This is a genomic window from Burkholderia catarinensis (assembly GCF_001883705.2).
In the GTDB taxonomy this organism is placed as follows: domain Bacteria; phylum Pseudomonadota; class Gammaproteobacteria; order Burkholderiales; family Burkholderiaceae; genus Burkholderia; species Burkholderia catarinensis.
Genome location: NZ_MDEQ02000037.1, coordinates 37,723 through 59,462 on the forward strand (window position 1 = coordinate 37,723; position 21,740 = coordinate 59,462).

Below are 21,740 nucleotides of genomic sequence, written 5' to 3' on the forward strand. Positions count from 1 at the left end.
CCGGGCTCAGGCCGAGCGCGGCGCCGGAAACGCATGCCGTCGCGCGCGCCACGCGCCGACCCACGCAGCCGCCAGCAGCGCGACGAGCACCCACGGAATCGCGCGGGCGCCCGTTGCGCCGAGCAGCATCCCGCCCGCGATGCCGCCGCCCGCGATCGCGAGATTCCACACCGTCACGAGCATCGACTGCGCGACGTCGGCAGCGTCGCCTGCCGCGTTCGCGGTGGCCGTCTGGAACAGCGTCGGCGCGCCGCCGAACGCGAACCCCCACAGCGCGACGCCCGCATAGACGGTCGTCATCCCGGAGCCGGCGCCGAGCAGCGCCGCCGCGAGCGCGAACAGCGCGATGCTGGCGAGCGTCAGGCGTCGCTGCGCGGCGCCGATCCACGCGCCCGTCAACGCGATGCCGGCCAGCGACGCGATGCCGAACACGAACAGCACCGCATCGACCTGCTCGCCCATCCGCACGCCCGCGAGGAACGGCGCGACGTATGTGTACAGCATGTTGTGCGCGAGCACGTACGCGAACATCACCAGCAGCACCGGCCGCACGCCGGGCAGCGTCATCACGCCGAGCACCGGCTCGCGTGCGCCGGCCTGCTGCCCCGGATAATCGGGCACGCGCATGCGGATCCAGCCGATCAGCATGAGCGCCGCGAGCGTGATGCCCGCGAACGCGACGCGCCAGCCGAGCGCCGCACCGAGCGCGGTGCCGGCCGGAATGCCGATCGACATCGCGACCGGCGCGCCGAGCATCGCGACCGCGATCGCGCGGCCGCGCAGCGACGCGCCGACCATCCGGCTCGCGTAGCCGGCCAGCAGCGCCCACAGCAGCCCGGCCGCCATGCCGGCGACGAAGCGCGCGGCGAGCGTCACCGCGTAGTACGGCGACACGGCCGTCAGCGCATTCGACACGACGAAGCCGGCCAGCGCCGCGAGCAGCAGGCGGCGCCGGCGCATCGTGCGCGTCGCGGCGACGAGCGGAATCGCCGCGACGATCGAGCCGAGCGCATACACGGTCACGAGCTGGCCGATCAGCGCCTCGGGCACGCGCAGGTCGGCGCTCATCAGCGGCAGCAGCCCGGCAGGCAACGCTTCGGTGAGGATCGTGATGAAGCCGGCCGTCGCGAGCGCCAGCAGGTTCGCGACCGGCAGGCGCTCGCGCGCCGGCGCCGGCCCGACGGAAACCTCGCCGTCAATCAACGGGCAGTCGCTCATGTCGCGCTCCCGACATCGACGCCGTAGACCGCATCGCGCACGTCGGTCACGATCCGCCCGTGCATGCCCTCGTACAGCGTGTTGGTCAGCGCGACGACCGTCAGCCCGGCCGCGCGGTCGACGAACCATGCATGCCCGTACGCGCCGCCCCAGCGCCAGGTGCCGACCGACTCCGGCGACTGCGCGGCCGCCGGATCGCGCAGCACCGAAAAGCCGAGCCCGAAGCCGAAACCCGGCGCATCCTGCAGTTCGTGCGCACCCGGCTGGATGCGCGCCATCTCGTCGATCCATGCGCGCTTGAGCCAGCCGTCGCGGCCCGTGCGCAGCGCATCGAGCAGCGTCACGCAATCGCGCGCGGTGCCGATCATCCCCGCGCCGCCCGACGGCCACGCATCGCGATCGAACCCGCGCGCCGGCTCGAAGCGGATGCCGACCGTGCCGTCGAACGCCGGCACGAGATCGACGTCCGCCATCCGGCGCGGCGCACCCGGCGTGCTCACGTAAGGCGTCGCGAAGCGCGCGGCGTCGTGCGCGACGAACGCGGTATCGGTCATCCCGAGCGGCGTCGTGACGAGCGCGGCCACCGCGTCGGCGAGCGGCCGCCCGTCGACCGCCTCGATCAGCGCGCCGACCACGTCGGTTGCGAGCGAATAGCCCCACGACGTTCCCGGCGCGAACTGCAGCGGCACGCCGGCAATGCGCCGCACGTTCTCGGCGAGCGAGATGCCCGCGCGATCCATCCCGTCGGACACGCCGGCGCGCGCATACGGGCCGTCGCCGTCGGCTTCGAGGAAGCGGTAGCCGAGGCCGGCCGTATGCGACAGCAGATGGCGCAACGTGATCGCGGCCGGCGCGCCGTCGGGCAGCACCGGGCGGAATTCGGGCAGCCAGCGCGCGACCGGTTCGTCGAGCGCGATGCTTCCTGCCGCGACCAGCCGCATCGCGGCGGCCGTCACGACCGGCTTCGAGACCGATGCGAGCCGGAACAGCGTGTCTTCCCGCATCGGCGTACCGGCTTCGCGATCGGCCAGCCCGGCAGCGCGCGCATAGTGCAGTTCGCCGTCGCGCGCGACCAGCACGACCGCGCCGACCATGCGCGCGTCGGCAAGCGCGCGATCGAGCACGCCGTCGAGCCGGTGGCGCAGCGCGGCGTCCGGTCCGGCGCGATGGGCGGTGACAGGCAGGGATGACATGGCGTGACCTCATACAGTGAAGGAACGCCCATCGTAGAGAGCCGACGCAAGAAGAAAAACCGGGTTAGAGTTCCGGACAATCCGGACGCCGGCGTCCGCAATCGGAAACCTTCATGGAAAATCTCGGCGGCTTCGTCGTGTTCGTTCAGGTCGCGGAAACGCGCAGTTTCGTCGCGGCCGGCCGCGCGCTCGGGCTGTCGGCGTCGGCGATCGGCAAGCGCATCGCGCGGCTCGAGGCGCGCCTGAACGTGCGGCTCTTTCACCGCAGCACGCGCAGCATCACGCTGACGGCCGAAGGCACGCGCTTTCTCGAACGGTGCCGGCGCGTGATCGCCGAGATCGACGCGGCCGAACGGGAACTGACGCACAGCGCCGAAGCGCCGCGCGGGCGTTTGCGCGTGAGCCTGCCGACGATCGGCACGCTGCTGCTGCCGGTGCTCGCCGATTTCATGGCCGCGTATCCGGAGATCGAGCTCGACATCGATTTCAGCGACCGGCTCGTCGACGTCGTCGACGAAGGGTTCGACGCGGTGCTGCGCACCGGCCAGCCGTCGGATTCGCGGCTGTCGTCGCGGCTGCTCGGCCATTTCCGCCAGCACCTCGTCGCGTCGCCCGACTATCTCGACCGGCACGGCACGCCGCGCACGCCGGCCGATCTCGCGCGGCACCGCTGCCTGCATTACCGCTTCCCGAGCAGCGGCAAGCTCGAAACCTGGCCGCTGCGCGTGCCGCGCTCGGGCATGCCGCCCGAGGTGCCCGTATCGATGGTCAGCAACAGCGCGGAAACGCGCCTGTGCTTCACGATGCGCGGGCTCGGCATCGCGTGCCTGCCCGAATTCTTCGTGCGCGGCGCGCTCGACGGCGGCACGCTGCGCGCGGTGCTCGACGAACACGTCGAGAGCCGCACGCAGCTCCATGCACTGTGGCCGTCAGGCCGGCATCCGACACCGAAGCTGCGCGCGTTCGTCGACTATATGGCCGCGCACCTGCGCCTCTGACCGACGAGGCCGCGAATCGTCACGCAGCCTTCGCATGCAGGCTCAGCCGGCGGAACGCCTGCCCGTGCTCGTCGAACAGGTGGCAGTGCTCGGCTTGCGCATGCACGTGCAGCGTCTCGCCGGTGCGATACGTATCGAGCGGCGGAATCCGCGCGATCAGCCCGTCCGGCGCGACGGCCGACTCCGCATACAGATACGCGGCATCGCCGAGCGACTCGACGGCCATCGTCCGCGCGGCGACGCCGGTGCCCGCCGTTTCGACCTGCAAATGCTCGGGCCGCACGCCGACGGTCACCGCCGCACCGCGCTGCAAACCGCCCGCCTCCACCGCGACACGCTGCGTCTCGCCGCTGTCGAAGCGCACCAGCACGCCGCCCGCATCGACCGCTTCGACCGTGCCTTTCAGGAAATTCATCTTCGGCGAACCGATGAAGCCCGCGACGAACTGGTTTGCCGGCGCGTGATAGAGCGCGTTTGGCGTGCCGACCTGCTGCACCGCGCCGGCCGACAGCACGACGATCTTGTCCGCGAGCGTCATCGCCTCGACCTGGTCGTGCGTCACGTAGATCATCGTCGTCTTCAGCTCGTCGTGCAGCCGCGCGAACTCCAGGCGCATCTTCACGCGCAGCGCGGCGTCGAGGTTCGACAGCGGCTCGTCGAACAGAAACACCTTCGGCTTGCGCGTGATCGCGCGGCCGATCGCGACGCGCTGCCGCTGGCCGCCCGACAGTTGCTTCGGCTTGCGGTCGAGCAGGTGATCGATGTGCAGGATCTTCGCGGCCTGCTTCACGGCCTGGTCGATCTCGGGCTTCTTCGCGCCCGCGAGCTTGAGGCCGAACGCCATGTTGTCGTACAGCGTCATGTGCGGGTACAGCGCATACGACTGGAACACCATCGCGATGCCGCGCTTCGCGCTCGGCACGTCGTTGACTTTCGCGCCATCGATCAGCAGGTCGCCGTTCGAAATATCCTCGAGGCCGGCGATCATCCGCATCAGCGTGGATTTGCCGCAGCCGCTCGGCCCGACGAACACGACGAATTCGCCGTCGGCGATGTCGAGGTTCACGTTGCGCAGCACTTCGGTGTCGTCGTAGCGCTTCGCGATGTTGCGCAGGAGCACGCTTGCCATGATCTGTCTCCGTTCGTTCGTGATGCGCCGCGTCGAACGCGGCGCGCAGTCGTTCGTGGTTGCTAGTTCGGCAGCACCGCGCCGGTCGCCTGCCAGCGCGCGACGTAACCGGGCAGCTCGTGCATGTCGTCGAATACGTGGCGCGCGCCGATCCCGCGCAGCGCGTCGATCTGCGCGGCCGATGCATGCCCGCCGCCGACGAAGCCGAGCACGGTCATGCCGGCCGCGGCCGCCGCGGTGATGCCGGTCACGCTGTCCTCGACGACCAGGCAGTGCGCGGGCGCCGCGCCGAGCGTGCGCGCGGCCGCGAGATACACGTCCGGCGCCGGTTTCGGCCGCGCGACGGAATCCGCGCAGAACAGCCGGTCGCCGAAGAAGCGCGCGAGGCCCGTGCGCGCGAGCGCCGCCTCGACGTAGGCGCGATAGCTGTTGCTCGCGCAGGCCGTCGTGAGTCGAATCGCGGCCAGCGCCGCATCGATGCCGTCGACCATCGGCGCATTGACGGCCGCTGCCTCGACCGCGCGGCGGATCGCATCGACGTCGCCGGCCGACAGCGTGCGGCCGACGGCCTCGCCAGCGCCGGCCAGCACGCGCTCGATCCTCAGCCCAAGCAGCGGCATCACGGCCGGCCGCGCATCGACGCCCGGCCAGCGCGCATCGAGTTCGCGCACGATCACGTCGGCGGCCACGGCCTCGCTGTCGATCAGCACGCCGTCGCAATCGCAGATCAGGACATTCATGCCTTCGCCGGCCGCGCCTTCGCCGGTCGCACCTTCGCCGGCCGCGCTCATTTGACCGCCCCGAACGTGAGCCCGCGCACGAGCTGCTTCTGCGACAGCCAGCCGACGATCAGGATCGGCGCGACCGCGAGCAGGGATGCTGCGGACAGCTTCGCCCAGAACAGCCCCTCCGGGCTCGAGTACGACGCGATGAACACGGTCAGCGGTGCGGCGTTCGAGCTCGACAGGTTGATGCTCCAGAACGCCTCGTTCCACGACAGGATCACGAGCAGCAGCGCGGTGGACGCGAGCCCGGGCAGCGCCATCGGCATCAGCAGGTAGACGATCTCCTGCCACGTCGACGCGCCGTCGATGCGCCCGGCTTCCAGGATGTCCTTCGGAATCTCGTTGAAATACGTGAAGGTCATCCACACCGCGATCGGCAGGTTGATCAGCGTGTAGACGATCACGAGGCCCGACACCGTGTCGAGCAGCCCCGCGTTCTTCCACAGCAGGTAGATCGGCACGAGCACGCCCACCGACGGCATCATCTTCGTCGACAGCATCCACAACAGCACCTTCTGCGTGCGGCGGTTCGGGAAGAACGCCATCGCGTACGCGGCCGGCACCGCGAACAGCAGCGAGATCACCGTGACGCCCGCCGAGATCAGCACCGAATTCCACGCGAACGCGAAGTAGTTGCTGCGCGCGAACACCTCGCGGAAGCTGTCGAGCGTCGGCATGAAGAACAGCGTCGATGCGTACGCCTGCTGCTCGGTCTTGAACGCGGTGATCGCCATCCAGAAGATCGGGAAGAACAGCAGCAGCGCGATCAGCCACGCAAGCGTGCCGGGCAACGCGCGTCGCACGAGGTCGAATGCAGCCGGCGCGCGCCGGCCTTGCAAAGTCAGATCGCTCATTTTTCGTATTCTCCCTTCAGGTTGCGCGCGAGCATCCGCACGAGGAAGAACGACACGACGTTCGCGACCACGACGGCGATGATGCCGCCGGCGGACGCGAGGCCGACGTCGAACTGCTGCAGGCCGAGCGCGTAGATCAGATACGACAGGTTGGTCGTCGCATTACCGGGGCCGCCGCCGGTCGTCGTGTAGATTTCCGCGAAGATCGACAGCAGGAAGATCGTTTCCATCATCACGACCACGGCGATCGCGCGCTTCAGGTGCGGCAGCGTGATGTAGAAGAACATCGCGATCGGGCCGGCGCCGTCGATGCGCGCGGCTTCCTTCTGCTCCTGGTCGAGCGACTGGATCGCGGTGAACAGGATCAGGAACGCGAACGGCAGCCATTGCCACGCGACGATGATGATCACCGCGGTGAGCGGGTAATCGGCGAACCAGTCGATCGGCGTCATCCCGAGCGCGCGCATCGCGGTCGCGACGAGCCCGTACACCGGATGCAGGATCATGTTCTTCCAGATCAGCGCGGACACCGTCGGCATCACGAAGAACGGCGCGATCGCGAGCAGCCGCGCGACGCCCTGCCCGTAGAACTTGCGGTCGAACAGCACGGCCATCAGCACGCCGCCGATCACCGTGATCGCGAGCACCGCGCCGATCAGCACGAGCGTGTGCCAGATCGCGGGCAGGAACGACGGATCGGTCGCGAGGAAGCGGTAGTTGTCGAGCCCCGCGAAGCCCTTCACGTCCGGGTTCAGCAGGTTGTAGCGCGAGAACGAATACCAGATCGTCATCGCGAGCGGAATCGACATCCACAGCAGCAGCACCGCGACGGACGGCGACACGAGCCAGCTCGCGCCGCCTCGCGCGCGGCGCGGCGCGCCCGGCGGCAGCGACGCGTCGCCGACCGACGGCGCGTGACTCAGGGGAAGACGCAGGTGACGCATGATCGGGGTCCCTCCGGTTGATGCGCGGGCGCGAACGGCCTGCCCGCCTTTCGGCTTCGTCGGCCCGCGCCGTGCGCGACGGCGCACGGTGCGGGCCGCGCGACTTCCTTCGCGTTACTTCTTGTAGCCGGCCTGCCGGACCGCGCGATCGGCGGCGGCCTGCCCGGCGGCGAGCGCCTGGTCGACCGTCATCTGGCCGGCCACCGCGCCGGCGATCGACTGGCCGACCACCGTGCCGAACGACTGGAATTCAGGAATCCCGACGTACTGCACGCCCGTGTACGGCACCTTCTTCAGCGACGGATCGTTCGGGTCGGCCGTCTCGATCGCCTTCAGCACGAAGTCCGAGAACGGCGCGGCGGCCTTGTACTCGGGGCGCTGATAGGTCGACGTGCGCGTGCCCGGCGGCACCGATGCCCAGCCCTCGTCCTTGCCGGCCATCTCGATGTACTGCTTCGACGTCGCCCATGCGATGAACTTGCGCGCGGCGTCCTGCTGCTTCGACGTCTTCGGCACGGCCAGCGCCCACGCCCACAGCCAGTGCGAGCCCTTCGGCGTTGCGGCGACCGGCGCGGCCGCGAAGCCGATCTTGTCGGCCACTTGCGACTGCTGCTTGTTGTAGAGCATCCCGGCCGCAACCGTCGCGTCGATCCACATCGCGCACTTGCCCGACGCGGTCAGCGTCAGGTTCTCGTTGAAGCCGTTCGAGCTCGCTCCCGGCGGGCCGTCCTTCTTCAGCAGGTTCACGTAGAACCCAATCGCCTTCTTCCATTCGGGCGACGTGAGCTGCGCGTTCCAGTTCTCGTCGAACCAGCGTCCGCCGAACGTGTTCACGACCGTCGACACGTACGCCATGTTCTCGCCCCACCCGGCCTTGCCGCGCAGGCAGATCCCGTAGGTGCCCTTCGCCTTGTCGGTGAGCTTGTCCGCGAATTCCGCGATCTGGTCGTAGGTCGGCTGGTCGGGCATCTTCAGCCCCTTCGCCGCGAACAGGTCCTTGCGGTAGAACGTCATCGAGCTTTCGACGTAGAACGGCAGCGCGTAGAGCTGGCCGTTGTACGACAGGCTGTCGCGCGCGGTCTTCACGATGTCGTTCAGGTCGTAGTCGGCGGGCAGGCCCGTCATCGGCGCGAGCCAGCCGCGCTTGCCCCACTGCGGCGTCTCGTAGGTGCCGATCGCCATCACGTCGAACTGGCCGCTGCCGGTCGTGATGTCGGTCGTCGCGCGCTGGCGCAGCACGTTCTCCTCGAGGATCACCCAGTTCAGCTTGACGTCGGGATTCGCCTTCTCGAATGCCGGCGACAGCTTCTTCAGCTCGATCATGTCGGGGTTGTTCAGCGTCGCGATCGTCAGCGTGCCGGCGGACGCGGCGCAGGCCGCCGTCGCGAGCGCGGCTCCGGCAACGCAGCGGGCGGCGGCGTCGAGCATCTTTCGTTGCATGGCATGTCTCCTGTGATTGTTCGAAATGTCGTCGGTGTTGCGTATTGCGTATTGCGTCGTTTCCTTCGCGGCCCGTCACGCCGGCCGCTGCATTCCGCACGCGCGCGCATAGTGCGCGATCACGTCGCGTATCCGGTGGCGCACCCATGCGCGCGGCTCCTTCGCGAGGCCGCCCGCGCGGCACGCCGCGTAGACATCCGGCAGCCACTGCGCGACGAGCGTCTCGGGCACCGGCTGCCGCGCGAGGTTGCCGAACAGTTGCTCGACCGCGGCCGCGACGGCCGGCTGCAGCCAGTAGTAGCGGATGCGATCGCTGTAGCTGAACTGGCGCGCGAGCCGCTGCTCGGCCTCGCCGCCGCGGTAATAAGGCGCCCAGTGCTCGGGCTGCGCGCGCATCGCGGCATCGACCACGTCGCGCAATCGCGAGCGCTGCGCGGCAGCGTCGATCAGCGCGTCCTCGATGAACGTCAGCGCGAACAGCGCCTCGCGCAGCGCGAACGTCAGCGCGGGGCCGACCTTCAACACCGCGAAGTGGTCGCGCACGAGCGCCGCGAGCGCACTCTCGGTCTGGTAGTCGGTCGAATGCGCCTCGAACACGAGGCGCGGTGTCTGCAGGATACTCGCGCCGAGCGACGCCGCCTTGGCGCTGTCGTAATCGAGCACGTGGCGATCGTCGAAGTCGACCCCGGGCTGCGCGACGATCGCGACGACGCGCGTCCACGCAGCGTCGAGCCCGGCCGCCGAGAACGCGCGGCGGTGCGCGTCGAGCGTCGCCGCGATGCTGTCGCTGCGCGTGACCGCGATTTGCGCGATCGCCGTATCGCCATCGTTGCCGCCGACTTCGCCGCCCGGCGTCGGCACTTCGGTGCCGATCACGTAGACGGGCGCGACGCCGGCGCGCGACGCCGCGTCTTCCGCCACGCGGCACAGTTCGGCCGCGCGCGCGGCGATCGTGCGGTCGTCGAGCCGCACCGGATCGTCCGCGCACGCCATGCTCGCATCGAGGTGGATCTTTTCGAAACCGGCTTCGACATACGCGGCGACCATCGCGTCGGCTTCGCGCATCGCATCGGCCGCGCGGCGATGCCGCCACGGGTTCGGGCCGAGGTGGTCGCCGCCGAGCACGAGCGCCGACGGCGGGAGCCCGCAGCGATCGGCGATCGCGTCGACGTCGCGGCGGAAATCGGCGGGCGTCATGCCCGTATAGCCGCCGAGATGATTGACCTGGTTGCAGGTCGCCTCGATCAAGAGCGGCGAGCCGTCTGCGCGCGCGGCTTCGCAAGCGGCCTCCAGCACGAGCCGGTGTGCGCTGCAGATCGAATAGATGCCGCGCTGCGCGTCCGCGCGATTCGCGTCGAAGATCATCCGCAACACGGCGTCGGCGTGCGCGGTGCGCGAGCGCTCGGCGAAGGTCGTCAGGCCGGACATGCCACACCTCGTTCGGTCAGGAAACGGTCGATCTCGGCCGCGCTGCTGTTGCCCTCCATCGGGCCGCGCCGCGTGACCGCGATCGCGCCGGCCGCGTTCGCGCGGCGCAGTGCGACCTCGATCGGCACGCCCGCGACGAGGCTCGCGACCAGCGTGCCGCCGAAACAGTCGCCGGCGCCGGTCGGGTCGATCTCGTCGACCGGAAAGGCCGTCGCGTCGACGCGGCTCGCGCGATCGAACGCGACGCTGCCTTGTGCACCGCGCTTCAGCACGACGCGCTCGAGCAGCGGATGGGTCGCGAGCAGGCCCGCGATCGCACGCTCGGCCGGCTGCGGCCCGCAGAAGAACGGCAGGTCGGCCTCGCTCGGCAGGAACAGGTGGCACGCAGCGAGCATCTCGTCGAGCGCCGCGCGCATCGGGCGAAAGCTCAGCATTTCGGGGCGCACGTTCGGATCGAACGACACCTTCGCGCCGGCGCGCGCGGCCTCGATCACGCCGCGCTGGAGCGCCGCGATCGCCGATTCGCTCGTCAGCGACGAGCCCATCACATGGAAATAGCGGCAGCCGTCGAACATCGCGGTATCGACGTCGGACGCATCGATACACGCGGCCGCGCTGGAGGAAAGACTGAAGACGAAGCTGCGCGAGCCGTCGTCGCGATACGCGACGAACGCGGTGCCGGTCGGGCGCGCGACGCGGCGGATGCGCGCGACGTCGACACCATCGCGTTCGAGCCGCGCGACGATCGCATCGCCGAACGCGTCGCGGCCGACGCAGCCCGCATACGCGACGCGCGCGCCGAGCCGCGCGGCCTGGTCGGCGAAGATCGCGGGCGCGCCGCTCGGGAACGGTCCGGCGAACAGGCCCGGCGTATCGAAACCCTGGCCGCGCTCGGCGGCGACGAATTCGGCCAGCAGTTCGCCGGCGACGACGATCTCGGCCATCAGGCGTACCCTCGTTCGGGGATCGGCCGGCAGGCTGCGCGTGCGAGCGGCGCCATGATGTCAGCTCATCCAGTTGCCGCCGTCGACGTTCAGCGTCTGGGCGGTGATGTAGTCGGCGTCGGACGACGCGAGGAACAGCGCGGCGCCCGTCAGGTCGCCCGGCACGCCCATGCGGCCGAGCGGCACGGCTTCGCCCACCAGCCGCTTCTTCTCGCCGAGCGGCCGGTTCTCGTAGCGCGCGAACAGCGCATCGACCTGTTCCCACATCGGCGTGTCGACGACGCCCGGCGCGATGCCGTTCACGTTGATCCGGTGCGGCGCGAGCGCGAGCGCGGCCGACTGCGTATAGCTGATCACCGCGGCCTTGGTCGCGCAGTAGTGCGAAACGAGCGCCTCGCCGCGACGGCCGGCTTGCGACGACATGTTGACGATCTTGCCGCCGCGCCCCTGCTCGACCATCCGCTGCGCGACGGCCTGCATCAGGAAGAACAGCCCTTTCACGTTGACCGCGAACAGCCGGTCGAACACGTCCCACGATTCGTCGAGGATCGGGCGCATGTCGAACAGCGCCGCGTTGTTGAACAGGATGTCGACGCCGCCGAAACGCTCGACCGCGGTGGTGACGATCCGCTCGATGTCGTCGCGGCGCGTGACGTCCGCGGTGACGGCCACCGCGCGGCCGGGATTCGCCTCGATGAGCCGGGCCAGCGAGCCGCCTGCCGGCTTCACGTCGACGAGCACGCAGCGCGCGCCCTCGTCCAGATAGCGTTGCGCGACCGCTTCGCCGATGCCGCTTGCGGCGCCCGTCAGGATCGCGACCTTGTCTTCCAGTCTCACTGGCTGTCTCCGGTTCGTTCTGCTGTACGACGGCCGCGAGGTGAGCGAACGCCCGCAGACCGATCAATTGCTCTGTTAGTGATCGAATGATCGGATACGCGATTCGCGCTGTCAAGGCGACGTGACGGCTTTCTATGACGCGCTGCGGCACAACGGCGCATCGCGGCGGCCTGCTGCGCACGCCGGGCAAGGCGCGGCACGCGCGGTGCGGCGCGGTCGGATCGGCGATGAAGGGGACGGAGCCTGGAGGGAAAGGGGGAATTCGCGCTGCACGGCGCGACGATACGTTATATCATCGCCGTACTTTGTTTCATTGCCTGCTTCACGCCATGGCTACCTCATCGCCCATTGACGCCCGGCTGTCCCGGGCCGACGCATTCGCCGCCGAGCACGGGCTCGCGTGGACGCCGCTGCGCCGCCAGGTCTACGAGCGCGTGCTGGCCGCGCAGCGCCCGATCGGCGCATACGACCTGCTCGCCGAGCTCGAGCCGCAGCGCGGCCGCGTGCCGCCCACGACCGTCTATCGCGCGCTGGATTTTCTCGTCGAGCACGGCTTCATCCACCGGATCGAATCGAAGAACGCGTTCTTCGCCTGCTGCGAGATCGGCGTGCCGCACGAAGGCCAGTTCCTGATCTGCGATTCGTGCGGCGACACCGTCGAGATTCCCGGCGGCGACCTCGCGAAGCAGTTGTCCGCGAGCGAGCCCGCGCACGGTTTCGAAGTGCACCACCAGGTCGTCGAGCTGAGCGGCCTGTGCGGACATTGCAAGCGCAAGCCCGCGCAACGCTGACGCGTATCGCGCGGCGCACGCGCCGCCCCTTCCAACGAGGAGTTCCATGTCGATTGCCCTGAAGCGCGCGCCGCGGCGCGCCCTGCCGCCTATCCGCTGGCTCGCCGCCACCGCCGCCGCGTTGTCGCTCGCGGCGCCCGCGTTCGCGCAGGCCGCGACCGTCAACGTCGTCGCCGCCGAGAATTTCTACGGCGATGTCGTATCGCAGATCGGCGGCAGCCACGTCGCGGTGACCAGCATCCTCAGCAATCCCGATCAGGATCCGCACCTGTTCGAAGCGAGCCCGAAGACCGCCCGCGCGCTGCAGCACGCGCAGGTCGTGATCTACAACGGCGCCAACTACGATCCGTGGATGGGCAAGCTGCTCGGCGCGTCGAAGCAGGCCAGGCGCGCGACGATCGTCGTCGCCGATCTGGTCGGCAAGAAGGCCGGCGACAACCCGCACCTGTGGTACGACCCGGCGACGATGCCGGCCGCCGCACGCGCAATCGCCGCCGAGCTCGGCCGTGCCGACCCGGCGAACCGGGCCGAATACGACGCGAACCTGCAGAAGTTCATCACGTCGCTGAAACCCGTCGGCGACAAGGTCGCCGCGCTGCGCGCGCAGTACAAGGGCGTGCCCGTGACGGCCACCGAGCCCGTGTTCGGCTACATGTCCGACGCGATCGGCCTCGACATGCGCAACCAGCGCTTCCAGCTCGCGACGATGAACGACACCGAGGCGAGCGCGCAGGACGTCGCCGCGTTCGAGAACGACCTGCGCAAGAAGCAGGTGCGCGTGCTGATCTACAACAGCCAGGCCGAGGAACCGATGACCAAGCGCATGCTGAAGATCGCGCGCGACGGCGGCGTGCCGACCGTCAGCGTCACCGAGACGCAGCCGGCCGGCAAGACCTTCCAGCAATGGATGGCCGGCCAGCTCGACGCGCTCTCCACCGCGCTTTCCGCCGGCAAGCAATAAACGACCGCAACGAAATGACCGCCACTCCCCACGCCCTCGCAGTCGATCGCGTCACGCTCGAACTGGGCGGACGCACGATCCTGCGCGACGTCAGCTTCTCGATCGAACCCGGCGAATTCGTCGGCGTGCTCGGGCCGAACGGCGCGGGCAAGACGACGCTGATGCGCGCCGTGCTCGGCCTCGTGCCCGTGTCGGCCGGCACGCTGTCGGTCGGCGGCGTGCCGGTCGTGCGCGGCAACGCGTCGATCGGCTACATGCCGCAGATCCGAAGCGGCCTCGCGAACCGCCGGATGCGCGGCTACGATTTCGTCGCGATGGCCGCCGACGGCCACCGCTGGGGGCTGCCGCACACGAACGCGGCGACGCGCCGCGACGTCGACCGCGTGCTCGATCTCGTCGGCGGCGCGACGCTCGCGCGCCGGCCGCTGTCGGAACTGTCGGGCGGCGAGCGGCAGCGCCTGCTGCTCGCGCAGTGCCTGCTCGGCAGCCCGAAGCTGCTGCTGCTCGACGAGCCGCTGATCAGCCTCGACCCGAACCACCAGCGCGGCGTCGTCGAACTGGTGCGCAACGTGCAGCGCGAGCTCGGCATCACCGTGCTGTTCTCCGCGCACGAGCTGAATCCGCTGTTGAACGCGCTCGACCGCGTGCTGTATCTCGGCAACGGCGTCGCGGCGCTCGGCACCGTCGACGAGGTGATCACGAAGCCCGTGCTGTCGCGGCTCTACGGATCGCCGATCGACGTGATGCGCGTGAACGGCAAGATCTTCGTGATGTCGGGCGACGTCGAGATCGAGAAGCACGATCACGAGCACGAGGACGACGACGGCCACTCGCACGGCGGCGGCGGCGGCCACGACCATCACCACCACGGACACGCTCATCCCGGGCATTCGCACGATGTTTGAATACGACTTCATGATCAACGCCTTCGCGGCGTCGGGGATCGTCGCGGTGCTCGCGGGCATCGTCGGCTATTTCCTGGTGCTGCGCGGGCAGACCTTCGCCGGCCACGCGCTGTCGCACGTCGGCTTCACCGGCGCGACGGGCGCGGTGCTGCTCGGCATCTCGCCGATCTGGGGGATGGTCGGCTTCACGCTCGCGGCCGGGATCGGGATGGGCGCGCTCGGCGAACGGCTCGCGGGCCGCGACGTCGCGATCGGCGTGATCCTGTCGGGCGCGCTCGGCTTCGGCCTGCTGTTCCTGCATTTCTACACGTCGTTCGCGACGCAGGTCACCGCGCTACTGTTCGGCAACGTGCTCGCGGTCAGCCACGATACGCTCGCGGTGCTCGCGGGCATCGGCGCGGTGAGCCTCGGCGCGCTCGCGTTGATCGCTCGGCCGCTGCTGTTCGCATCGCTGCAGCCCGAGCTGGCCGAAGCCAAGGGCGTGTCGCTGCGAACGGTGTCGATGCTGTTCCTCGCGGTGTGCGCACTCGCGGTGGCCGCGGCGACGCAGATCGTCGGCGTGCTGCTCGTGTTCACGCTGCTGGTCGGGCCGGCTGCCGCCGCGCAGAACGTGTCGACGCGGCTGTCGACGGGCGTGCTGCTCGCCGCGCTGTTCGCGCTGTTCGAAGCGTGGGCCGGCATCGTGCTCGCGTATCACACCGACTGGCCGACGAGCTTCTGGATCACCGCGCTGTCGGCGCTCGTGTACGGCGCGAGCCTGTTGCGGCGCAACTGATCGACGATCGGCGGAGGGCCGCCCGACGGATCGCCGCCCGGCCCAAATGAAAACGCCGGCGTGCCCGAGGGCAGCGCCGGCATTTTTTCATGCGTCCGCGATCGTGCGGAGCGCCGTGAGCGTTACCTGCGTCCCGCCCCGCTCACCGTGCGAGCACGCGCGCATGATGCGCGATGTGATCGGCGATAAACGTCGAGATGAAGTAGTAGCCGTGGTCGTAGCCCGGATGGCGGCGCAGCGTCAGCGGCTGGCCGGCCTTCGCGCACGCGGCTTCGAACACGTCGGGGTTCAGCTGGTTCGCGAGGAATTGATCGGCGAGACCCTGGTCGACGAGGATGCCGTCCGCGAACTTCGGCGCGTCGGCGCGCGCGACGAGTTCGCTCGCATCGTGTGCGTTCCATGTGTCGCGATCGTCGCCGAGGTAACCCGAGAACGCCTTCTCGCCCCACGGGCAGCGCGTCGGCGCGGCGATCGGCGCGAACGCCGACACCGACCGGTACAGGCCGGGATGGCGCAGTGCGAGCGTCAGCGCGCCGTGCCCGCCCATCGAGTGCCCGAAGATCCCGAGCCGCGCGCCGTCGATCGGCAGCTCGGCCGCGACGAGCTCGCGCAGCTCGCCCGTCACGTACGACTCCATCCGGTAATGCGCGGACCACGGCGCTTCGGTCGCATCGACATAGAAGCCCGCGCCGACGCCGAAGTCCCACGCATCGGTCTCGCCCGGCACTCCCGCGCCGCGCGGGCTCGTGTCGGGCATCACGAGCGCGATGCCGTGCTGCGCCGCGTATTGCTGCGCGCCAGCCTTGATCGCGAACGTCTCGTCGGTGCACGTGAGCCCCGCGAGATAGAACAGCGCCGGCACGCGGCCGTGCGCGGCCTGCGGCGGCAGGTACACCGAGAACTTCATCGGCAGGCCGATGGCCGCCGAATCGTGACGGTAGAAACGCTGCTCGCCGCCGTGGCACGCATGCGAGGAAACGAGTTCGAGCATCGCGGTGCGCTCCCGGTCAGTACAGCACGACCGAGCGGATCGACTCGCCGGCCTTCATCAGGTCGAAGCCTTCGTTGATCCGCTCGAGCGGCAGCGTGTGCGTGATCAGGTCGTCGATGTTGATCTTGCCTTCCATGTACCAGTCGACGATCTTCGGCACGTCGGTGCGGCCGCGCGCGCCGCCGAACGCCGAACCCTTCCACTCGCGGCCGGTTACCAGCTGGAACGGACGCGTGCTGATTTCCTCGCCGGCCGCGGCCACGCCGATGATGAACGACTGGCCCCAGCCCTTGTGCGTGCACTCGAGCGCCTGGCGCATCAGCTTCACGTTGCCCACGCATTCGAACGAATAATCCGCGCCGCCGTCGGTCAGCTGCACGATGTGGTCGACCACGTTCTCGACTTCGTTCGGGTTGATGAAGTGCGTCATCCCGAACTTCTTCGCGAGCTCGACGCGTTTCGGGTTGATGTCGACGCCGATGATCTTGTCCGCGCCGACCATCTTCGCGCCCTGGATCACGTTCAGGCCGATCCCGCCGAGGCCGAACACGACCACGTTCGCACCGGCCTCGACCTTCGCCGAATACACGACCGCGCCGACGCCCGTCGTCACGCCGCAGCCGATGTAGCAGATCTTGTCGAACGGCGCGTCCTCGCGCACCTTCGCGACCGCGATTTCCGGCACCACGATGTAGTTCGAGAACGTCGACGTGCCCATGTAGTGGAACAGCGGCTTGCCGTCGAGCGAGAAGCGCGACGTTGCGTCGGGCATCAGGCCACGGCCCTGCGTCGAGCGGATCTTCTGGCACAGGTTGGTCTTGCGCGACAGGCAGAACTTGCACTCGCGGCATTCGGGCGTGTAGAGCGGAATCACGTGGTCGCCCTTCCTCACGGTGCCGACGCCGGGGCCGACGTCGACCACCACGCCCGCGCCTTCATGGCCGAGGATCGCCGGGAAGATCCCCTCGGGATCGGCGCCCGACAGCGTGTAGTAGTCGGTGTGGCAGATGCCCGTCGCCTTCACCTCGATCAGCACTTCGCCTGCGCGCGGCCCTTCCAGATCGACTTCCTCGATCGTCAGCGGCGCGCCCGCCTTCCATGCAATCGCTGCTTTCGTCTTCATCGTGTCACTCCTGTCGGTCTATGAGGTCGGTCCGGGCCTGGCGCTGAAGCGCCGCACCGGGTTCCATGCAAAGCGGTCGAAGCCGTGCCGCGCGGAATCGCGCGCGACACGGCGAAAGAATCCCGTGCTCGCCATGATGGCCGGTCCCGCCGCGCATCGCGTGCGGGAAACGGTCGCCGGCTTGCCACGATGCGTCATCGCTGACGCAAATGAACAAGTGTTCGAGTTTAAACGCCCGTCGTGAACCATGCATCCGTTCGCGCGTACAGATCGATGAAGCGTGCGTGGCGCGCGGCCAGCATGCGATCGTCGCGCGGCGCGGCGGCCGGCGACGCGTTCGGCGCCAGCGCGTGCAGCGCATCTTCCCGCCAGTGCCCGATCGCGACGCCCGCAAGCAGCGCGGCGCCGCGCGTCGCCGCGTTCGGGCAGTCGATCGCATGCAGCGACGCGCCGAGCGCGTCGGCGAGCAACTGGCGCCAGCGCGGATCGACCGAGCCGCCGCCCGCGAGGCGCAGCGTCGTCACCGCGTCGCCGCGATCGGCGTCGCGGATCGCATCGAGCCCCGCGCGCAACGCGAACGCGACGCCCTCGAACGCGGCGCGCATCATCGCGCCCCGCGTGTCGCCGAGCCCGAGGCCGAGCCAGCCGCCGCGCGCATCGGGGTTCATCCACGGCGAACGTTCGCCGCTCAGGTACGGCAGGAAGCACAGCCGTTCGGACGCCGGTTGCGCGAACGCATCGTCATAGGCATCGGCCCACCCCGGATAGCCGAGCCAGCCGCGCACGGCCTCGAGCGCAATCCCGACGTTCTGCATCGCGGCCATCGTGTAATAGCCGCCGCCGGCCGCGGCGCGATAGCGATGCAGCCCGCGCCGCGCGGGCGGCAGCGCATCCGCGAGCACGACGATCTGGCCGCCGCTGCCGGTCGTCAGCAGCGCGTCGCCGGCCGCGGCGAGCCCGCTGCCGAGCGCCGCGCATGCGGTGTCGGCCGCGCCCGTCGCGAGCGGCACGCCGGCCGGCAGGCCGAGCGCAGCCGCAGCCTGCGCGCCGAGCGCGCCGCAGCGCGCGGTCGACGCATGAACCGGCGCGAACCGGTCGGCCGGCAGGCCGAGCGCGTCGATCAATGCGACATCCCATGCGCCATCGGGCGACGCGAGCGCGGTCGCGCACGCATCGCTCGGATCGGCCGCGACGTCGCCGCCGAGCGCGATGCGCAACCAGTCCTTCGGCTGCACGGCCCAGCGTGCGGCGCGCAGTGCATCGGGTTCGTGCGCGGCCAGCCAGCGCAACAGCGGGCCTGCCATGCCCGGCGCGATGGGGTTCGGGGCGACGGGCAATCCGGCGACGGGCAATCCGGCGACGGGCCAGCCGGCCGCGTCCGCTTCGCGCACCGCGCGCGTGTCGGGCCACAGCAGCGCGGGCCGCACCGGCCGCCCGGCCGCGTCGATCAGCACGACGCCGTGCATCTGCCCCGAAAAGCCGATCGCCGCGACCTGCGCGCGCTCGCCGGCCGGCAGCCGCGCGGCCGCGCGTACCAGCGCCTGCCACCACGCATCGGGCGCGATCTCGGCCCAGCCGGGCTGCGGCGACGACAACCCATAAGGTTCGCTCGCGACCGCACGCTCGACGCCGTCGGCATCGAGCGTGACGAGTTTGACGGAGCCGGTGCCGAGGTCGATTCCAAGCAGGCGCATGACGTGAAGGCGAATTCGTATGAACGGATATCGATGATAACGGGATCGCGATGCACGCCCCGTTTTTTGCCGCCGCCAACGCGCGCCGAAAGCGCGGTCGGCCGCCGGGTTTCACCGGGCTGCGCCTTGCGTGCAAAAGCGGCCGTTCACGGGTTAACCCGGCACGATTTCCCGGAGGCACTTTTTGCCACTATGCGGCCGACCCGATACACACCATAAAGCGCTCGATATTTGACACGGGGGCCGGCGCTATTTTGAAGGGCTATAAAACCGGGGAACCTCACTCCTGCGGCAGCTTCCCGATGATCGACACCCTGTTCCATGCCGAAATGGCATATCGAACCAGCAAAGAACGGAATAGAACCCAGTGCTCTTGTTGCATGGATTCATTCCGAATAACTTCGTATCACCCCGAAAACAAGATCATGGAGTGAGACAGATGCAATCGAACACGGTCCATCCGTGCGATGAGGTGCTGCCGACCGGCAAGCTGGTAACGCTTGGCCTGCAACACGTCCTCGTCATGTACGCCGGCGCTGTCGCCGTACCGCTTATCGTTGGCGGCGCGCTCAAGCTGCCGAAAGACCAGATCGCGTTCCTGATCAGCGCCGATCTGTTTTCGTGCGGCATCGCCACGCTGATCCAGACGCTGGGCCTGTGGATCTTCGGGATCCGCCTGCCCGTCATCATGGGCTGCACGTTCGCGGCAGTCGGCCCGATGATCGCGATCGGCACGAACCCCGGCCTCGGCATTCTCGACATCTTCGGCTCGACCATCGCGGCCGGCATCATCGGCATCGTGCTGGCGCCGACGATCGGCAAGCTGTTGCGGTTCTTCCCGCCCGTGGTCGTCGGTACCGTGATCGCCGTGATCGGGCTGTCGCTGATGGAAGTCGGCATCAACTGGGCGGCCGGCGGCATCGGCAACCCCGAATACGGCAGCCCCGTCTATCTCGGCCTGTCGCTGCTCGTGCTCACGCTGATCCTGCTGATCAACAAGTTCGGCCGCGGCTTCATCGCGAACATCTCGGTGCTGCTCGGCATCGTCGCCGGCTTCGTGATCGCGTTCGCCATCGGCCGCGTGAACACGGAAGGCGTGTCGCTCGCGCCGTGGGTCGGCTTCGTGATGCCGTTCCACTTCGGCTGGCCGCACTTCGACCCGCTGTCGATCGCGACGATGGTCACGGTGATGTTCGTCACGTTCATCGAATCGACCGGCATGTTCCTCGCGGTCGGCGACATGGTCGATCGCCCGGTCAACCAGGAGCGCCTCGTGCGCGGCCTGCGCGTCGACGGCCTCGGCACGCTGATCGGCGGCATCTTCAACTCGTTCCCGCATACGTCGTTCTCGCAGAACGTCGGCCTGATCGGCGTGACGGGCGTGAAGAGCCGTTTCGTGTGCGCCACGGGCGGCGTGATCCTCGTGCTGCTCGGCCTGTTCCCGAAGATGGCGCAGGTCGTCGCGTCGGTGCCCCCGTTCGTGCTCGGCGGCGCAGGCATCGTGATGTTCGGGATGGTCGCGGCGAACGGCATCAAGGTGCTGTCGAAGGTCGACTTCGTGAACAACGCCCACAACCTGTTCATCGTCGCCGTGAGCATCGGCATGGGCCTCGTGCCGGTCGTGTCGCCGCACTTCTTCTCGAAGCTGCCGCCGGCGCTCGCACCGATCCTGCACAGCGGCATCCTGCTGGCATCGGTAACGGCAGTGGTCCTGAACATCGTGTTCAACGGCGTGAAAGGCGAGAAGGACGCGCGCTGCGACATCCGTCGCGCCGGACACGACTTCGACGGGCGTCCCGCCGACGTGCACCACTGATCGCAACGCGCCGGACGACGGCGCAACGCGGTAAAGACAAGACGCCACGGCATGCCGTGGCGTCTTGCGTTGCAGGTGTCGAATCGCGCGACGCCGGCGCAATCGCTGCCGGATCGGGAACGCTGGCCGCCGGTCGCGCGGCGCGGGGTGTGCCGACCGGCCGTGCGGGCAGGAGCGAGCCGCGTCGCCTGGGTCCGACGCGGGCATCGTCACGACAACGGTCTGCGCGCCGCGCGATTCGACAGCGCAAAAGAAAACGCCACGAACGTTCGTCCGTGGCGTTTCGTTTTTGCGTACAGCCGGTTCGGCAGACAGAAGCGGCTGCCCGCTCCCGCCCTTCGCCGTGCTTACCCGTTCGCTGCCGCTGCCGACGCGGCAGCCGGTGCGGCCGCCTTGTCGTAGTCGACCGGTGCGTCCGGCGCGCGCGGCGTCTCGCCGGCCCGCTGCACCCACCCGCCGCCCAGTGCACGATACAGGTCGACCAGGTTCGTCCAGCGTGCCAGGCGTGCGCTGATCAGCGACTGCTGCGCCGAGTACAGGTCCGTCTGCGCGGTCAGCACCGACAGGTAGCTGTCGACGCCGTTCTTGTAGCGCAGGTCCGACAGGTCGAAACGTCGCTGCTGCGCGTGCTCGTTGCGCTCCAGCGCCGCGATCTGCTGGTCGTACGTGCCGCGTGCGGCCAACCCGTCCGACACCTCGCGGAACGCCGACTGGATCGCCTTCTCGTAGTTCGCGATCTCGATGCGCTTCTGCACGTGCGCGAGATCGAGGTTCGCGATGTTCTGCCCGCCCTCGAAGATCGGCACCGCAATGTTCGGCGCGAACGACCACGCCGCCGTGCCGGCCTTGAACAGCCCGCCCAGCGTCGGGCTCGCGGTGCCGAACGCCGCCGTCAGCGAGATCTTCGGGAAGAA

20 protein-coding genes are annotated in these 21,740 nt (G+C 69.2%); 6 read left to right on the forward strand and 14 right to left on the reverse strand.

What is annotated here, in order from left to right:
- Nucleotides 1–6 precede the first annotated feature (6 nt).
- The gene (locus BFF94_RS34250) at nucleotides 7–1,218 is read right to left on the reverse strand and encodes an MFS transporter (protein ID WP_219140346.1); all 1,212 of its coding nucleotides are present in this window, start codon (nucleotides 1,216–1,218) and stop codon (nucleotides 7–9) included.
- Nucleotides 1,215–2,411 carry a serine hydrolase domain-containing protein gene (locus tag BFF94_RS34255; RefSeq protein ID WP_219140347.1) on the reverse strand — a complete coding sequence of 399 codons (1,197 nt, stop codon included), beginning with the start codon at nucleotides 2,409–2,411 and terminating at the stop codon, nucleotides 1,215–1,217. Before BFF94_RS34255 ends, BFF94_RS34250 begins: the two co-directional genes overlap by 4 nt.
- 113 nt (nucleotides 2,412–2,524) lie before the next feature.
- Between BFF94_RS34255 and BFF94_RS34260 the strand changes: the two genes are divergently transcribed.
- Nucleotides 2,525–3,409 (forward strand): LysR family transcriptional regulator, encoded by an 885-nt coding sequence (locus BFF94_RS34260; RefSeq protein WP_128845714.1) that lies wholly within the window; start codon nucleotides 2,525–2,527, stop codon nucleotides 3,407–3,409.
- A 19-nt stretch (nucleotides 3,410–3,428) separates the two neighbouring features.
- On the opposite strand, the gene BFF94_RS34265 is transcribed toward BFF94_RS34260, so the two are convergent.
- From BFF94_RS34265 to BFF94_RS34300, 8 genes are all read right to left on the reverse strand, one after another.
- Nucleotides 3,429–4,538 carry an ABC transporter ATP-binding protein gene (locus BFF94_RS34265; RefSeq protein ID WP_128845711.1) on the reverse strand — a complete coding sequence of 370 codons (1,110 nt, stop codon included), beginning with the start codon at nucleotides 4,536–4,538 and terminating at the stop codon, nucleotides 3,429–3,431.
- A gap of 62 nt (nucleotides 4,539–4,600) precedes the next feature.
- On the reverse strand, nucleotides 4,601–5,329 hold the full coding sequence (locus BFF94_RS34270; RefSeq protein ID WP_219140348.1) for an HAD family hydrolase: 729 nt from the start codon (nucleotides 5,327–5,329) through the stop codon (nucleotides 4,601–4,603).
- A complete protein-coding gene (locus tag BFF94_RS34275) occupies nucleotides 5,326–6,177 on the reverse strand; it encodes a carbohydrate ABC transporter permease (protein ID WP_128845709.1) in 852 nt (283 codons plus the stop codon). The genes BFF94_RS34270 and BFF94_RS34275 overlap by 4 nt, the downstream gene beginning before the upstream one ends.
- The gene (locus tag BFF94_RS34280) at nucleotides 6,174–7,121 is read right to left on the reverse strand and encodes a carbohydrate ABC transporter permease (RefSeq protein WP_219140349.1); all 948 of its coding nucleotides are present in this window, start codon (nucleotides 7,119–7,121) and stop codon (nucleotides 6,174–6,176) included. The genes BFF94_RS34275 and BFF94_RS34280 overlap by 4 nt, the downstream gene beginning before the upstream one ends.
- 114 nt (nucleotides 7,122–7,235) lie before the next feature.
- On the reverse strand, nucleotides 7,236–8,561 hold the full coding sequence (locus BFF94_RS34285) for an ABC transporter substrate-binding protein (protein ID WP_128843323.1): 1,326 nt from the start codon (nucleotides 8,559–8,561) through the stop codon (nucleotides 7,236–7,238).
- Nucleotides 8,562–8,636: 75 nt separating this feature from the next.
- Nucleotides 8,637–9,989, reverse strand: a complete 1,353-nt coding sequence (locus BFF94_RS34290) for a D-tagatose-bisphosphate aldolase, class II, non-catalytic subunit (RefSeq protein ID WP_219140350.1) — start codon at nucleotides 9,987–9,989, stop codon at nucleotides 8,637–8,639.
- Complete coding sequence (locus BFF94_RS34295) at nucleotides 9,977–10,933, reverse strand: sugar kinase (RefSeq protein ID WP_219140351.1); 957 nt, start codon at nucleotides 10,931–10,933, stop codon at nucleotides 9,977–9,979. Before BFF94_RS34295 ends, BFF94_RS34290 begins: the two co-directional genes overlap by 13 nt.
- Nucleotides 10,934–10,993: 60 nt before the next feature.
- Entirely contained in the window at nucleotides 10,994–11,770 is a 777-nt protein-coding gene (locus tag BFF94_RS34300) for an L-iditol 2-dehydrogenase (protein ID WP_128843321.1), read from the reverse strand.
- Between the two features lie 329 nt (nucleotides 11,771–12,099).
- On the opposite strand from BFF94_RS34300, the gene BFF94_RS34305 reads away from it, so the two are divergent.
- Genes BFF94_RS34305 through BFF94_RS34320 form a run of 4 tightly spaced genes read left to right on the forward strand, consistent with a single transcriptional unit; the run spans nucleotide 12,100 to nucleotide 15,202 of the window.
- Entirely contained in the window at nucleotides 12,100–12,561 is a 462-nt protein-coding gene (locus BFF94_RS34305) for a Fur family transcriptional regulator (protein ID WP_006483754.1), read from the forward strand.
- A 46-nt stretch (nucleotides 12,562–12,607) separates the two neighbouring features.
- On the forward strand, nucleotides 12,608–13,522 hold the full coding sequence (locus BFF94_RS34310) for a metal ABC transporter solute-binding protein (protein WP_219140352.1): 915 nt from the start codon (nucleotides 12,608–12,610) through the stop codon (nucleotides 13,520–13,522).
- A gap of 14 nt (nucleotides 13,523–13,536) precedes the next feature.
- Nucleotides 13,537–14,427 (forward strand): ABC transporter ATP-binding protein, encoded by an 891-nt coding sequence (locus tag BFF94_RS34315; RefSeq protein WP_128843320.1) that lies wholly within the window; start codon nucleotides 13,537–13,539, stop codon nucleotides 14,425–14,427.
- Nucleotides 14,420–15,202, forward strand: coding sequence for a metal ABC transporter permease (locus BFF94_RS34320; RefSeq protein WP_128843319.1), 783 nt, complete (start codon nucleotides 14,420–14,422; stop codon nucleotides 15,200–15,202). The genes BFF94_RS34315 and BFF94_RS34320 overlap by 8 nt, the downstream gene beginning before the upstream one ends.
- A 142-nt stretch (nucleotides 15,203–15,344) precedes the next feature.
- Here BFF94_RS34320 and fghA read toward each other — a convergent pair whose 3' ends face one another.
- From fghA to BFF94_RS34335, 3 genes are all read right to left on the reverse strand, one after another.
- The gene (gene fghA / locus BFF94_RS34325) at nucleotides 15,345–16,193 is read right to left on the reverse strand and encodes an S-formylglutathione hydrolase (RefSeq protein WP_128843318.1); all 849 of its coding nucleotides are present in this window, start codon (nucleotides 16,191–16,193) and stop codon (nucleotides 15,345–15,347) included.
- A gap of 16 nt (nucleotides 16,194–16,209) precedes the next feature.
- On the reverse strand, nucleotides 16,210–17,316 hold the full coding sequence (locus tag BFF94_RS34330) for an S-(hydroxymethyl)glutathione dehydrogenase/class III alcohol dehydrogenase (protein WP_128843317.1): 1,107 nt from the start codon (nucleotides 17,314–17,316) through the stop codon (nucleotides 16,210–16,212).
- Between the two features lie 227 nt (nucleotides 17,317–17,543).
- Nucleotides 17,544–19,010, reverse strand: a complete 1,467-nt coding sequence (locus tag BFF94_RS34335) for a xylulokinase (protein ID WP_219140353.1) — start codon at nucleotides 19,008–19,010, stop codon at nucleotides 17,544–17,546.
- 439 nt (nucleotides 19,011–19,449) lie between these two features.
- Here BFF94_RS34335 and BFF94_RS34340 point away from each other — a divergent pair, with 439 nt between their 5' ends.
- Complete coding sequence (locus tag BFF94_RS34340; RefSeq protein WP_162285575.1) at nucleotides 19,450–20,826, forward strand: nucleobase:cation symporter-2 family protein; 1,377 nt, start codon at nucleotides 19,450–19,452, stop codon at nucleotides 20,824–20,826.
- Nucleotides 20,827–21,173: 347 nt separating this feature from the next.
- On the opposite strand, the gene BFF94_RS34345 is transcribed toward BFF94_RS34340, so the two are convergent.
- Nucleotides 21,174–21,740: TolC family protein (locus BFF94_RS34345; protein ID WP_219140354.1), on the reverse strand; the 567-nt coding region annotated here is incomplete at its 5' end.